We start from the raw sequence: 13,731 nt of genomic DNA, 5'->3' as shown, positions 1-13,731 counted from the left end.
CAGTGGCCTTTGCCATGACGAGTGAACTGAGCAAGACTTTCGATCCCGCCGCCATCGAGGCGAAATGGTATTCCCACTGGGAAGAGACCGGCGCGTTCCGCCCGGATCGCCCGGATGCGGAGCCCTTCACCATCGTCAACCCGCCGCCCAACGTGACGGGCAGCCTGCACATCGGTCACGCGCTCGACAACACGCTGCAGGATATCGTGATCCGTTACGAACGCCTGCGCGGCAAGGACGCGCTGTGGGTGGTGGGCACCGACCACGCGGGTATCGCCACGCAGATGGTGGTGGAGCGCCAGCTGGAAGAGCGGCAGGACAAGCGCACCAATTACAGCCGCGAGGAATTCGTCGACAAGGTCTGGGAGTGGAAGGAAGAGAGCGGCGGCACCATTACCCGCCAGCTGCGCCGCCTGGGCTGTTCGATGGACTGGAGCCGCGAGCAGTTCACGATGGACGACCACTTCACCAAGGCGGTGCTGAAAGTGTTCGTCGACCTCTACAACGACGGCCTGATCTACCGCGACAAGCGGCTGGTGAACTGGGACCTGAAGCTGCGCACCGCGATCTCCGACCTGGAGGTGGAGACGCGCGACGTGCAGGGTTCCTTCTGGACCTTCATCTACCCGCTGGCCGACGGCAGCGGCGACATTCGCGTTTCCACCACCCGCCCCGAAACGATGCTGGCCGACATGGCCGTGGCGGTTCACCCCGAGGACGAGCGTTACAAGGACCTCGTGGCGCGCGGGGCCAAGGTGAAGCTGCCGATCACGGGCCGCGAGATTCCCATCGTGGCGGACGAGCACGCCGATCCCGAACTGGGCAGCGGCGCGGTGAAGATCACGCCGGGGCACGACTTCAACGACTTCGAGGTGGGCAAGCGCGCCGGGATTGCTCCTGCCGACATGCTCAACATGCTCGATGCCGATGCGAACGTGTGCCAGACCGCCGACGGGCTGATCCCCGAGGAACTGCTCGGCCTCGAGCGTTTCGAGGCTCGCAAGCGCGTGGTGGAGATGCTGAAGGACAGCGGCCACCTCGTCACGCACAAGAGCAAGACCAAGAAGGGCGAAGAGGTCGAACTCGACGCCGAACCGCGCACCATCGCGACGCCTTTCGGTGACCGCGGCGGCGTGGTGATCGAGCCGTGGCTGACCGACCAGTGGTATGTCGATGCGGAAAAGCTGGCGGCCAAGCCCATCGATGCGGTGAAGTCGGGCGAGATCGAGATCGTGCCCGCCACGTGGGAAAAGACCTTCTTCAACTGGATGGAGAACATCCAGCCGTGGTGCGTGTCTCGCCAGCTTTGGTGGGGGCACAGGATTCCGGCCTGGTACGATGCTGACGGCAACGTGTTCGTCGCCGAAACCGAGGAAGAAGCGCAGGCCAAGGCCGGTGAAGGCGTCGCGCTCACCCGCGACGAGGACGTGCTCGACACGTGGTTCTCCTCCGCGCTCTGGCCCTTTGCCACGCTCGGCTGGCCCGATGCCGAGGCGCGGGTGGAAAAGCACTACCCCAACAGCCTGCTCATCAGCGGCTTCGACATCCTGTTCTTCTGGGACGCCCGCATGATGATGATGGGCTACTACAACATGGGCGAGCGCCCGTGGGAGAAGCTGTACCTCCACGGCCTCGTGCGCGCGGCCGACGGCTCCAAGATGTCGAAGTCCAAGGGCAACGTGGTCGATCCGCTCGGCCTGATCGACCAGTACGGCGCCGATGCGCTGCGCTTTTTCATGGCGGCGATGGAAAGCCAGGGCCGCGACATCAAGATGGATGAAAAGCGCGTGGAGGGGTATCGCAACTTCGCCACGAAGCTGTGGAACGCCACGCGCTTCTGCCAAGGCTACGGCATCGGTGCGTCGGACACGATCAAGGCGCCGCCCGCCCGCCTCGCCGCGAACCAGTGGATCATCGGCGAAGTGCAGCAGACCGTGGAAGCGCTGGACAAGGCGATGGCCGAACTGCGCTTCGATGCCGCCGCGAACACCGTCTACCACTTCACCTGGGACAGGTTCTGCGACTGGTATCTGGAGCTTATCAAGCCCGTCCTCCAGTCCGACGAAGACGGCCCGATCCAGCAGGAGACGAAGGCCGTCGCCGGATGGGCGCTCGACCAGATCCTCGTCATGCTGCATCCCTTCATGCCGTTCGTGACGGAGGAACTCTGGCACGCGCAAGGCGACCGGAAATACGACCTGATCCACGCCAAGTGGCCGGAGCCGCGCGCCGCAGTGAGCAAGGACGCGACCGACGCGATCGACTGGGTCATCGCCCTCACCACCGCCACGCGCGGTGCACGCAACGAACTGGGCATTTCGCCCGGCGAGAAGCTGCCTGCCTTCATCGAGAACCCCTCGCCGCTGGCGCAGGGCGTGATCGACCGTAGCAGCGCCGCTATCGAACGCCTTGCCCGCCTCACCCCGATCACCGTAGGCGAAGCGCCCGCAGGCGCGGCAATGCAGGTGAGTTCGGGCAGCGACGTGTTCATCGTGCCGCTGGAAGGCGTAATCGATGTCGACGCGGAGCGCGCCCGCCTCGAAAAAGCGCTGGCCGCCTCGCAGAAGGAAGCGAAATCGCTGGAAGGGCGACTCGGCAACGCCAACTTCGTCGAACGCGCCAAGCCCGAAGCAGTAGAGAAGGCCAAGGCCGACCACACCTTCCATCTCGATGAGATCGCAAGGTTGGAAGCGGCGCTGGAACGGCTGGGGTAACTTGGCGCTCGTTCTCGCCACGCAGGCTCCGGGAGAGCCCGAGATCTTTGCCTCCGTGCAAGGCGAAGGACCGAGCGCGGGCACGCCCGTCGCGTTCCTGCGCCTCTCGCGCTGCAACCTCGCCTGCGTGTGGTGTGACACCGCCTACACCTGGCACTTCGAGGGTGACGAGCGTCCGCACCGCTCCGGCGAGCATTACGACCGCAAGGCCAACCAGGTCGAGCTTGACGAGGCCGACGTCGCCGCCCGTATCGCCGCGCTGGGGCAGAAGCGCCTCGTCATTACCGGCGGGGAGCCGACGATGCAGGCGGGCAAGCTGGCGGCGATGCTGGAGCACCTGCCCGACATGCAGGTGGAGATCGAGACCAACGGCACCGTCGATCCGCCAGCGCGGCTCGATTTCCGCGTCGACCAGTACAATGTCAGCCCCAAGCTTTCGCACAGCGGCAATCCGGCGGAGCTGGCGCTGAAGCCCGAGATGCTGGACCGCTGGGCGACGGACGAGCGCGCGTTCTTCAAGTTCGTGATCGCGCAGCCGGGTGATGTGGACGAGGTTCTCGCCCTCGTGAAAACGCACATGATCCCTACACGCCGCGTCTTCCTGATGCCCGAGGGCACCGACAGCCGGACCCTGCGCCAGCGCGAGGAATGGCTTGTGCCGCTCTGCCTCGAGCATGGCTTTCGCATGAGCGATCGGCTGCACATCCACCTGTTCGGCGATACCCGCGGGACATGAGCGAGGCCGATTCGGCAAAACCGCCCGCCGCGATGCGCGGAGACCTGACACAGGGACCGATCCCGCGCACCCTGCTGGTTTTCGCCGTGCCTGCGCTGCTGACGAACGTGCTGCAATCGCTGTCGGGCACCATCAACTCTATCTGGGTCGGGCGGCTGATTGGGGAAGAGGCGCTCGCCGCCACGGCCAATGCCAATATCGTGATGTTCCTCGTTGCCAGCCTCTCCTTCGGCTTCGGCATGGCGGGCACGGTGATGATCGGGCAGCGCTGGGGCGCGCGCAACTTGGACGGGGCACGGCGCACTTTCGGCAGCGCAGTAGGCTTCTGCGCCCTCCTGATGGTGGTGATCGCGGGCCTGGGCTTTTTGCTTGCGCCGGGCCTGTTGCGCCTGCTGGCGACGCCGGAGGGAGCCTATCCGCTGGCGCTCATCTACCTGCGGCTGATCTTCCTCTCGATGCCGTTCGGCATGGTCTCGATCATCCTGTCGATGGGCCTGCGCGGCACCGGCGATGCGCGCACCCCGCTCATCTTCATGGGCGTGACCGTGCTGATCGACGCGGTGCTGAACCCTGTGTTCATTGCAGGGCTCGGCCCGCTGCCCGCGATGGGCATCGCCGGGTCCGCCACGGCGACCATCGCTGCCTCGATGCTCTCCTTCATCGGCATGGTGATCTACGTCTATCGCAAGGACCTGCCGCTGCGGCTGCGCGGGGCGGAACTGCACTACCTGAAGCCCGCGCGCGAGGAATTGCGGTACATCGTCACCAAGGGTCTGCCGATGGGTGCGCAGATGGCGGTGATGGCGGCGGCGGGGATCGTGCTGGTCGGCCTCGTCAACCGCGAAGGGCTGATGACGACCGCGGCCTACGGCGCGACCATGCAGCTGTTCACCTATATCCAGATGCCCGCCATGGCCATCGGCGGCGCGGTGAGCGCGATGGCAGCGCAGTACATCGGCGCACGAAAGTGGGATGACCTGCACGCCGTCACCAGGGCTGGCCTGGTGATGAACCTCGTCTTCACCGGCTCTTTCACCGTGCTGCTGCTCCTCTTCGACAGGCCGGTGCTGGTACTGTTCCTGGGGCCGGACAGCCCCGCTGTCGACATTGCCCGGCACATCCAGTTGCTCGCGAGCTGGAACTTCGTAATCTTCGGCGTCACGCAGATCTACACTGCGACGATGCGCGCCGCAGGCGCGGTGTGGGTGCCGCTGGCGGTGGTCGGCATCGCGCTGTTCCCCGTGCGGCTGGGGTTCTACTACGCGACCTACGACTGGCTGGGCGCGGATGCCCTATGGTTGTCCTACCCCGTATCCGCCGCCAGCGGCCTCGCGATGGGCTGGTGGTTCTATCACTACTGGGACTGGCGCCGTGAATTGCCGATAGGTCCGAAGGAAGCGGAAGAAGGCAGCCATGCGGACGGACTGCCCGCCGGCCGGATGACGCCGGATTTATAGGGTTTGCTTTCGATCCGACCTCCGTCGGATCGTCCTCGCTAAAGGCGCTACGCGCCCGCTGCGGGCGGCCGTTCGGCCTTGCGATCCGCTGGTCGCGGACCGGACGAGGTCAAAATCTGAAGAGTTGCGCAGGACACGGTCGCGCAAGCGACCGCAAGCGCGAATGCGCGCCCGAGCCAATGCGAGGAAGCCAAGGACGCCGGACGGCGTCCGCCCGGCGCTTGAGGGACCAACGAACAAATTGAATACGATCCGGCGGAGGCCGGAGCGAAAAACAAATCAGGTCCCCTGCGCGCGCCAGCGCTGGACGGTGCGATAGACCGCGTCTTCTTCGCCGCCGCCATGGTTCCACAGGTCCACGAAGCTCGGGTCTTCGGAAGCCGGACGCTTGCTTTCCTCGAGGTTGTCGAACGACACGCGGATCGGGATCGACACGCCCTCGCCGCAGATGATGCATTCGCGGTTGCGCAGCGCCGGGATGGAATCGAGGAAGCCGCGGGCACCTTCAGGCATGGCGGCCTTCACAAACGCCTGGTCACGATCGTTGTTGAGACGCATCGAGATGATCGTGCCGCACTGCGACAGCACGCCTTCGGCAAGGTCGGACGGTCGCTGCGTGATGAGGCCCAGCGAAATGCCGTACTTACGGCCTTCCTTGGCGATACGCGAAAGGACGCGGCCCACCGAGTTGCCGTCGGCGTTCTTCTCGCTCGGCACGTAGCGGTGTGCTTCCTCGCATACGAGCAGAATGGGCGCAGTCTTCTCGTTGCGCCCCCAGATGGCGAAGTCGAACACCAGGCGGCTGAGCACGGCCACCACGGTGCTGGTGATGTCGGAAGGCACACCCGACACGTCCACGATGGAGATCGGCTTGCCGTCGCCGGGCATGCGGAAGATCTTGGAGATGAACTCGCCCATGGTGTCGCCCACCAGCATGCCGGAGAACATGAACTGGTAGCGCGGGTCGGCTTTCAGTTCCTCGATCTTGGTCTTGATGCGCATGTAGGGGGCGGTGTTGGTCGCCTTGTCCAGCTTGCCCATCTCGTCCTGGATCAGGCTGGTGAGATCGGAAAGCAGGTACGGGATGGGCGAATCCACCGTGATCTTGCCCATCGACTGCGCCAGGCGGTTCTTGCTGCGCGCGGCCAGCAGACACTTGGCGAGAATGTCCTTGTCGTTCTGCAGGTCGTTGCCGCTCGATTTCAGCAGCACTTCGCAGTGCTCCTCGAAATTCATCAGCCAGTACGGCATCTGCAGGTTGGAGACGTCGAAGATCATCCCGTAATTCTTGAACGCGGCGGAATATTCGCCGTGCGGGTCGATCATCAGCACGTGGCCCTGCGGTGCCGCCTCGCAGATGCGGTGAAGGATAAGCGCGGCACTGGTGGACTTACCCGTACCGGTGGAGCCCAGAAGCGCGAAGTGCTTGCCCAGCATGGCATCGATGTACATGCCGGCGCGAATGTCGGAGGTGGGATAGACAGTGCCGATCTGGATCGCGCTGCGCCCGTCGCTGGAATAGATCTGGCGAAGGTCTTCGGTCGTTGCCGGGAATACCAGCGCGCCGGGGACAGGATAGCGGGTCACACCGCGGCGGAAGCTGTGGATCTTGCCGGTCAGGCGCTCTTCCAGCCCCTCACCCATGAAATCGATATTGGCGATCACCGAATTGCCGCCACTGCGACGATCCTGCTTCTGGTCGCGCACGGAAGCGAGCAGCCACCCGTCGCGGGTGCGGATCTTGATCTGGCTGCCGACTTGCCCGGCCAGCGCGACCGAGGGGTCGTCGTGGTCCATGCACTCGTTCAGGCGCTCCAGGTCGAGCGCGATCTGCGAACCCGAACCGGCAACGTCCAGCACGACGCCGATGGGCTGGCGCGCGCTTTCCAGGGAGGATTCGTCGGCGACGGGGGCTTCGGACCGGGGAGCCGCAGGGGCTGGAGAAGGGGCCGGAGCCGGAGCCGGCTCCGCGCCCGTCCGTGCACCGCCATTTGCGGCAGGCACCGAATTGAAACTCGACATGTGACCCGGCATTTCAGTCATGGATATAGCTCTCGCCCGTGGTGAATACCCGCAGGCGATAGCTCGATCGGAGTTAAGATCGCCTAAATCACAGGCGCTTGTGGCGGAAAGGCGCGCGGTCAGACCAGCGCAAACAGTCGCCCTGCGGCCCAGCCCATGAAGACCGAGAGGCCCACGGCGAATAGCCCGTAAAAGAACGAATAGTCGTTCGCTGCTTCCTCCACCCCCAGTTCGAAGCCTTCCTTGAACACCTGCACTTCGGAGGTCGCGGAAGAAATCACCCGGCCGTCGTAAATGGCAAAGGTTTCCGCGACATAGCGGCCCGCAACCACGTTGGAAGGGATCGGAATGTCGGCGCGGTAGAGAACGCCCTGCGATATCTCCACGCCCTCGTCGTATTGCGCATAGAGGCCCTGCCTCTGGCGCAGGTCTACCAGTCCTTCGGAAAAGCGTTGCTGCTCCGCCGGGTCGATGGAGCCTGACGGCGAAAGCTGGAGGTAGTCGAGCCCCAGTTCGTAGATCGCCGCCGTGCGTTCATCCACGATGTCCAGCACCGGGCGGGAACTGGCCATGGCATAAAACGAGGGCACGGAGCGGTAGGCGGACTCCTGCGAATTGACCCAGATACCGAAAATCCGCTCCTTCTCGCGCAGCAGGATCGGCTCGCTCGGGCCCTTGAGCACGACCACCACATCGTACTGCGCATCGCTGTCTGCCGGGTCGAGCACGGCGCCGTAGAGCAGCAGCGTCGCGCCGGTGAAGCCTTGCTGGAGGACGATCTCGTGCTGCGAGATATCGGGCACGAGTATGGGATCCTCGCTTTGCGCGAAGGCGGGCGTGGCCAGCACGAGGGACAGCAGAAAGGCGATGAGGCGGGTCATAGCGGCACCACCGTATAGACCTCGTCCGGCCGCACACCGAGGCCGAACGCCATGCGAAGGGCAATGCCGAGCACGATCATCGCCAGCACCAGGCGCAGGTGCTCCGGCTTGGCGAAGTTGGCGATCTTGGTGCCAAGCTGGGCACCTGTCACCGAACCGATCAGCAGCAGGCCCGCCAGCACGATGTCCACCGCGCGGGTGGTGAAAGCGTGCACCATCGTCACCAGCATGGTGATGAACAGGATGTTGAACAGGCTGGTACCAACCACGACCTTCGCGCTCATGCCCAGAATGTAAAGCATGGCGGGCACCATGAAGAAGCCGCCGCCCACGCCCATCAACATGGTCAGTATGCCCACCACCACGCCCAGGATCAGCGGCCCCAGCGGCGAGATGTAGAGGCCCGACTTGTAGAAGCGCCATCGGTAGGGGAGACTGGCGATCATCGGGTGATGGCGGCGCTTGGCGGCGCGCTTGCTCGTGCTGCCATCCTTCGTGCTGCGCAGCGATTCGAGGCTCTCGCGCGCCATCAGTCCCCCGATCGTGCCAAGCATCAGCACGTAAAGCACGTTGATGACGACATCGATCTGACCGGCCGAGCGCAGCAGGTTGAAGATCAGCGCGCCCAGAAGCGCGCCCACCATGCCGCCCGCAACGGTGACGCCGCCCATCTGGTAGTCCACACCGTCCTTGCGGCTGTGCGCGAAGACTCCGGACACGCTGGCGCCCGTTACCTGCGTCGCGGCAGAGGCGGCGGCCACTGTCGGCGGGATGCCGTAGAAAATCAGCAGCGGTGTGGTGAGGAAGCCGCCGCCCACCCCGAACACGCCCGAAAGGATGCCCGTCGCCACGCCGAGCGCGACGATAACGAGACCGTCGACAGCAAGGTTGGCAATGGGGAGATAGACATCCATGACCTTGCGCCTAATGCAAAGGCACGGTTGATTGAAGGTGAATGGTGCGACGCGACTAAAAACCTGCCGTGAGTGTGAGCGCAGGGCCACTAGATGGCTCCGCATCGCCCGCTACGCGGAAGCGATAGTCGGCAGAAACCCGCCCGCGCGCCGCACCGATGCGGAAGCTGAGCCCCGCGCTGGGCCCTACGTCCAGCCGCTCCGCATCTTCCTGCGCTCCGCCCCACATGCCGCCGCCAGCCGTCAGTCGGAAATCCCCGGCTGACGCCAGTTCACGCGTGATGCGCGCCTGACCATCGACAAACGGTGTGGCGAATTCGCCGGTGACGTAGCCGCCCTGGACATAGGCCTCGCCCGTCAGGCCGGCAGGCAGGCTGACCGGCGGCAATTCGGTTACGGCGTAGGCGGCACCGCGCAGCTCGGTGCCGGCGTCGGTCTCGCTCACCCGGGCTTCGGCGGCGAGGCGAACGGGCACGGAAGGCAGCAGTCTCGCCGAAGCGCCCAGCGCGACGTCGGTTTCCCGCTCGCCATCCAGCGCCCGCGTGGCCCGCAGGTGCAATTGCGGGGCGTGACGGCTGGCGGGATCGAGCCGGTAACGCATCACGGCGCCCGCCTGGCTGCGGCCATAGCTGGGCCTGCCGGACGTAATCGGCGTAGTTGTATCCTCGCGCCACAGCGCCCAAAGGTCCATCGACCAGCGTCGGCGGGAAGAGCCATGGGCGAAGTCCTGCGCGGCTTCGGGCGCATAGATGACGCCCGGCGCGACGGGGCCGACCCCGCTTTGGTAAGGCTGCTTTTCGCCATCCTGCCGACCGGCGGAATATCCGGCAGCCAGCAGCATCGAATGGGCGATGATGCGATCGACACCGCGCAGGCCTGCCTTGCTCACGGCAGAACGCTGCGGGGCGCGCGCGGCGCCAGGCATCTCTGGCGGCGCGAAATCGGGCCGCTCGATAATTTCCGGCAACGGCTTTTTGGGCGGCGCGTAGGGCGTCGTGCCCTCGTCCAGCCACTGTGGCATCGCCGGGCTTTCAGGTATCGGCTGCGATTGCGATACAGCCGGTAGATCCGCGGCATCGGCGGTTGCGGGCGCAGGCTCGCTTGGCGGCAGGACGGCGGGAAAAGGCGCTTCCCACAAGGCAACGCGCACGATCACCCAGCTGCCCAGCACCATGCCGAGCGAGAGCAGCGGCCAACCGCGTCTTGCCGTACCTCCAGCGCTCACCGGGCACCTTCCAGCGCCACCGCCCGCGCGGGGTGCGTGTCATGCGCGGTCTTGTCCCACTCGGGCACCGCGCCGCGCAGCGTCTTGGAGTAGGCGAACAGCGCCCGGTATCCGGCCATGATCGAGATGACATTCGCCACCGGGATGCGCAGCACCGCGCGCAGACCTTCTCGCCACCCGAATTCGGCGCAGGTGAAGCTGAACCGCATGACAGCGCGCCAGGCAAAGCTGGCGAGGTTGAGGCCCAGCAGCACCAGCACCAGTCTGCTCGGCTTCCAGGGCGGAGCAAATCCGGCGGCATCGAGGCCAGCCAGAACCAGCGCCAGCACCATCAAGTGTAACCTGTCAGCAGCACCAATGCGGAGAGCGGTCCGCGCCGATCGCGCAGGCGCATCCACCATTCGCCGGGACCGCCGGTCCAGCCCAGCCGGTCCCATCCCTGAAGGGCGATGCCGTGCATCCAGCGCGCCTTCTGCCGCACGGCGGGACCGAGCTGACCGGGGAAGTAGGCGCGCGTGGCGATGAGCTGTCCGTCCTCTCCGCGCACCCGCAGGAAGCGCGAGCGCCCGCCCAACGCGGCCACTTTCACGCCCAGCTCGTAATCCTCGGTCAGCGAATCCTCGTCGAAAGGGGCATCGCGGCCTGCCCTGAAAGCGATCTGCGCCAGCATGCGGCGCCCGAACGCGCAGCCCACGCCGGCGGCGGGCAGGCTGGCACCCAGTGCGTTGCGGACCACCATGGCCTTGCCATGCGCCTCGGCAAATTCCTCGCAATAGTGGCTACCCACCCAGCGCGCACTGCGCTGCGGCATCGGCAGGACGGGAAGCTGGACGAATTGCGCGGTGCCGATTGCACGGTCGAGCAAGGACAGCGCCGCGGCATCGACCATGTCCTCCGCATCGTGCAGGATCACCATGCGCGCCTCGCGCCCTTCGCGCAATTCGTCCTGCTGCAATGCGTGATACAGCCTGTTCAGGCAATCGGCCTTGGTGGACGGGCCTTCTCTATCGTGCACGACAATCCGCACTCTCCCGTCGTCACGCGCACCAAGCGCGGCGGCTTCCAGCGTGGCGGGATCGTTGCGATAGACGCCGACGTAGATCCTGAGGTCTTCCTGCGGCCATACGGAAAGCGCGTGGGTCAGCGTGTCGCCGATCACGCCGGCCTCCTGCCACGCCGGTATCAGAACCGCGGCCCGGCCCGAAAGCTGGCGGTAGCGCACTTCGCGGCGGTTGAGCACGGGTGTGTCGGCCCGGCCCGTCAGGCGCAGCCAGAACCAGGCGATGTCCATGGCGAATTCGTCGATCGCGCCAATCAGGAAAAAAACGCCTGCAAACAGCAGTAGTTCGTGCTCGACCAGCGCCAGCCAATATAGCGCGGTCGCCGCAGTATCACCCATGGTTTACCCTTGCCCCTAAGTAATTGCACGTGGGGATAAACTTCGTGACGCAAAAGGCAACATCGGCGCGTTAATCCGGCGTTCAAAATCGCATGGCCGTTTTGCGGGCTTGCATCTGCCGCCGATTTTGGTGAAGGGCCTTCAGCATGGCAGAACCCAGTATCGTCCGCTCCGCAGTCCGCAACTTCAAGGCCCTGTTCAAGGCCGACGCATTCGAAGGGATACTCCTGATCGCCGTCGCCGTCGTCGCGATGGTGGTGGCCAATTCGGGCATTGCGGGCCCCTATTTCGAACTGTTCAACGGCTACCTGTGGTCCAAGGACGCGTTCTACCTGAACACCCTGCACCTTTGGATCAACGACGGTTTGATGGTGATCTTCTTCTTCGTCGTCGGGCTGGAAGTGAAGCGCGAGCTGATCAGCGGCAACCTTGCCGATCCGAAACAGCGCACCCTGCCGATCCTTGCCGCGGCTGCGGGCATGGCCGTGCCCATCGGCGTGTTCCTGGCAGTAACGGGCGGCGCGCCGGAATACCGCGCGGGCATGGCGATCCCTGCGGCGACCGACATCGCCTTTGCCATGGGCGTGATCGGCCTGCTGGGCACCCGCGTGCCCAAGTCGCTGCGCCTGTTCCTGCTGACCGTCGCCATCGTCGACGATATCGGCGCGGTGGCCATCATCGCCATCTTCTATTCCGAGCCGAAGATCATGTGGCTGCTCATCTCGCTGGGCGTCTTCATCGTCATGCTGGCGATGAACCGCTACAAGGTGCGCCACGTCTCGCTGTTCGTGATCGCCACGATCGCCCTGTGGTATTGCGTACTCAATTCCGGCGTCCACGCCACCATCGCGGGCGTGCTGGCCGCCTTCACCATCCCGATGCAGACGAAGGACGGTTATTCGATGCTCGACGATGTCGAGCACACGCTGGTGCCGTGGAGTGCCTACCTGGTGGTGCCCATCTTCGGTTTCGCCAATGCCGGCGTCAGCCTTTCGGGCCTCGGGCTGGAAGCGCTGCTCGATCCGCTGCCGCTGGCCGTGGGCGCAGGCCTGGTGATCGGCAAGCAGCTGGGCATTTTCACCACGGTCTGGGCCTCTGTGAAGCTGGGCATCGTGAAGATGCCGCCGGCCTGTTCCTGGGCGGAAGTTTGGGGCGTGTCGATCCTGTGCGGCATCGGCTTCACCATGAGCCTGTTCATCGGCGAACTCGCCTTCGAAGGCACGAACGAAGCCGCCCGCCTGCTGCGCGACGAGGCCAAGATCGGCATCCTCACGGGTTCCCTGATCTCGGCCGTGCTCGGCTACACCGTCCTGCGCCTGACGACGACGCACCCGGAAGAGGCGGCGGACGATCCCACCAGCCCGGTCGTTTGATCGAGGCCAGGACGAAAAAGGCCCCCGCGTCCAGCCGGACGCGGGGGCCTTTTTCGTAATTGCCGAGATTGATCTCCGGGTTTAGCCTGCCTTCGCCACCGGCGGATTATCGCCCAGGTCTTCGTACCATGCCTCGACCGGGCCTTTCAGCTTGATCGTCAGCGGGCGGCCCTTGCGGTCCACCGTCTTGCCCGCCTGCACGCGCACCCAGCCTTCGGAAATGCAGTATTCCTCGATATCGGTGCGTACCCGGTCCTTGAACTTGATGCCGACGCCGCGCTGCAGCTTGTCGGCGTCGAAATGCTCGCTGCGCGGGTCTATCGACAGGTGATCGGGCGGGGTGTCGCCGGAGGCGGCGGGAGTGTTTTCTTCGCTCATGGGCCAATGCCACTAGCCGCATCGGCGCAAAAATCAATCGGGCGGCAGCTTGATGATGTCGGGCGGCATCTCGTCGGGCGATTCGCCGGGACGGTCGATATCGCCGCCGCGGTCCGGATCGTCGAAGTCGCCGCCCTTGCCGGGCTCATCGGTGTCTCCGCGTTCGATCTCGATCTCATCCGGACGCTTCGGATTTACCTCGTCGCCCGAGCGCTGGTCGGCACCTTTGTCGCCGGCCAGTTCACCGGCACGCAAGGGGCGGTTTTCCGGGACGATAGTGTTCGCCGGTCCGGACGGATCGGAAGTCTTGTTGGTCTTGGACGTCATGGCGCGAGCCTCCTGTTCCGGGTGATCTGTCAACGGGCGAAGGCGGTTCCGCGTTCCTCCTGCACATTCCGCCTATCGTGATCCTTGCCCTTTTCGCCCGGCGGCCCTATGGGCACCGCTTCGTTTCGCAGGCTCCCCGCCTGCAAGGTTCGTCGGGCCGCGGGCGTGGCGGAATTGGTAGACGCGCTGGTTTTAGGTACCAGTATCGCAAGATGTGGGGGTTCGAGTCCCTTCGCCCGCACCAGTTCCACAAGGCTGGTTCACATGGCCCTACCCGGACCTTTGGAGAGTATTGAGTAAAGGCT

Annotated in this window: 12 protein-coding genes and 1 tRNA gene; 5 read left to right on the top strand and 8 right to left on the bottom strand. The window is 65.0% G+C overall.

The window, feature by feature from the left end:
- Positions 1–14 precede the first annotated feature (14 nt).
- The 3 genes from ABFX23_RS15705 to ABFX23_RS15695 are packed head-to-tail and all read left to right on the top strand — an operon-like array spanning position 15 to position 4,907.
- Entirely contained in the window at positions 15–2,714 is a 2,700-nt protein-coding gene (locus ABFX23_RS15705) for a valine--tRNA ligase (RefSeq protein ID WP_346033923.1), read from the top strand.
- A 1-nt stretch (position 2,715) separates the two neighbouring features.
- Positions 2,716–3,450, top strand: a complete 735-nt coding sequence (locus tag ABFX23_RS15700; RefSeq protein WP_346034038.1) for a 7-carboxy-7-deazaguanine synthase QueE — start codon at positions 2,716–2,718, stop codon at positions 3,448–3,450.
- A complete protein-coding gene (locus ABFX23_RS15695; RefSeq protein WP_346033922.1) occupies positions 3,447–4,907 on the top strand; it encodes an MATE family efflux transporter in 1,461 nt (486 codons plus the stop codon). Before ABFX23_RS15700 ends, ABFX23_RS15695 begins: the two co-directional genes overlap by 4 nt.
- 279 nt (positions 4,908–5,186) lie before the next feature.
- Here ABFX23_RS15695 and ABFX23_RS15690 read toward each other — a convergent pair whose 3' ends face one another.
- From ABFX23_RS15690 to ABFX23_RS15665, 6 genes are all read right to left on the bottom strand, one after another.
- Positions 5,187–6,950, bottom strand: a complete 1,764-nt coding sequence (locus ABFX23_RS15690; RefSeq protein ID WP_346033921.1) for an ATP-binding protein — start codon at positions 6,948–6,950, stop codon at positions 5,187–5,189.
- Positions 6,951–7,048: 98 nt separating this feature from the next.
- The gene (locus tag ABFX23_RS15685) at positions 7,049–7,810 is read right to left on the bottom strand and encodes a TIGR02186 family protein (protein WP_346033920.1); all 762 of its coding nucleotides are present in this window, start codon (positions 7,808–7,810) and stop codon (positions 7,049–7,051) included.
- Complete coding sequence (locus tag ABFX23_RS15680) at positions 7,807–8,724, bottom strand: sulfite exporter TauE/SafE family protein (RefSeq protein ID WP_346033919.1); 918 nt, start codon at positions 8,722–8,724, stop codon at positions 7,807–7,809. Before ABFX23_RS15680 ends, ABFX23_RS15685 begins: the two co-directional genes overlap by 4 nt.
- Before the next feature lie 55 nt (positions 8,725–8,779).
- Positions 8,780–9,949, bottom strand: a complete 1,170-nt coding sequence (locus ABFX23_RS15675) for a hypothetical protein (protein ID WP_346033918.1) — start codon at positions 9,947–9,949, stop codon at positions 8,780–8,782.
- Entirely contained in the window at positions 9,946–10,281 is a 336-nt protein-coding gene (locus ABFX23_RS15670) for a glycosyltransferase family protein (RefSeq protein WP_346033917.1), read from the bottom strand. The genes ABFX23_RS15675 and ABFX23_RS15670 overlap by 4 nt, the downstream gene beginning before the upstream one ends.
- Positions 10,281–11,348: a glycosyl transferase family protein gene (locus ABFX23_RS15665; RefSeq protein ID WP_346033916.1), complete on the bottom strand. Its 1,068-nt coding sequence runs from the start codon at positions 11,346–11,348 to the stop codon at positions 10,281–10,283. Before ABFX23_RS15665 ends, ABFX23_RS15670 begins: the two co-directional genes overlap by 1 nt.
- Before the next feature lie 146 nt (positions 11,349–11,494).
- On the opposite strand from ABFX23_RS15665, the gene nhaA reads away from it, so the two are divergent.
- Positions 11,495–12,721 (top strand): Na+/H+ antiporter NhaA, encoded by a 1,227-nt coding sequence (gene nhaA / locus ABFX23_RS15660; RefSeq protein ID WP_346033915.1) that lies wholly within the window; start codon positions 11,495–11,497, stop codon positions 12,719–12,721.
- Positions 12,722–12,802: 81 nt separating this feature from the next.
- Here the strand turns inward: nhaA and ABFX23_RS15655 are convergent, their stop codons facing one another.
- Both ABFX23_RS15655 and ABFX23_RS15650 read right to left on the bottom strand, forming a co-directional pair.
- Complete coding sequence (locus ABFX23_RS15655) at positions 12,803–13,099, bottom strand: DUF3297 family protein (RefSeq protein ID WP_346033914.1); 297 nt, start codon at positions 13,097–13,099, stop codon at positions 12,803–12,805.
- A 33-nt stretch (positions 13,100–13,132) separates the two neighbouring features.
- Entirely contained in the window at positions 13,133–13,426 is a 294-nt protein-coding gene (locus ABFX23_RS15650) for a hypothetical protein (protein ID WP_346033913.1), read from the bottom strand.
- 159 nt (positions 13,427–13,585) lie between these two features.
- On the opposite strand from ABFX23_RS15650, the gene ABFX23_RS15645 reads away from it, so the two are divergent.
- Positions 13,586–13,670: transfer RNA gene (locus tag ABFX23_RS15645), tRNA-Leu, on the top strand.
- Positions 13,671–13,731: the final 61 nt, after the last annotated feature.

This window comes from Erythrobacter westpacificensis (assembly GCF_039542285.1).
GTDB classification, from domain to species: Bacteria; Pseudomonadota; Alphaproteobacteria; order Sphingomonadales; family Sphingomonadaceae; genus Alteraurantiacibacter; species Alteraurantiacibacter westpacificensis.
This window is presented reverse-complemented; position numbering and strand designations above follow the sequence as displayed.